Origin of the sequence: Siphonobacter sp. BAB-5405, from assembly GCF_002872335.1 — a bacterium.
Taxonomy (GTDB): Bacteria; Bacteroidota; Bacteroidia; order Cytophagales; family Spirosomataceae; genus Siphonobacter.
The window spans coordinates 1-538 of the sequence record NZ_NJAG01000063.1 but is presented as its reverse complement, the minus strand read 5'-3'; the positions used below and the strand labels follow the sequence as shown (position 1 = coordinate 538).

Below are 538 nucleotides of genomic sequence, written 5' to 3'. Positions count from 1 at the left end.
ATAATAGAATATTATAGTGCTTTGTGCTAAACAATGTATTCGATCTTGGAAACAATGAGCCGCGAAACGGAAATAATTCTAAACTTTGAGCAGTCCGAGGCGTTTCCTTCTCGGACCCCGGAATCCCCTATTACCAGAGATTTATTCCGGATTCCTTGTCTAACGGTTGGACTAGGCTACTTTTGCACTTTCTCGTGAAAGCAATCATTGCCGTATGAATTACCATTTAAATCAAATTCCCGAGCGTACCGAGAAGCCCCGGCAGTCTGGATTAACCATGGCTATGGACAAAGGGCTAAGTATCAGACAAGCAGAAGATTTTCTGGATGTTGCTGCCGATCATGTAGACATTGTAAAGCTGGGATGGGCGACGTCTTTCGTAACGCCCAGGCTGCTATTTATTCCGATGACGGCAGGACTATATTGGAAACGGGCTTCACTCGCGGTTGTCTGCTTCATGAGTCTGGGCTGCTTAGCTGGATGTTAAGTGCTTATCTGAATACCGCGACAAACCCGATTGTGTACGGATTACTGGCCA

Annotated in this window: 1 pseudogene; it reads left to right on the top strand. The window is 45.7% G+C overall.

Annotated features, from left to right (window positions below):
• Window positions 1–214: 214 nt before the first annotated feature.
• Window positions 215–394, top strand: a pseudogene (locus tag BWI97_RS25075) (phosphosulfolactate synthase); the annotation flags it as partial.
• Window positions 395–538: the final 144 nt, after the last annotated feature.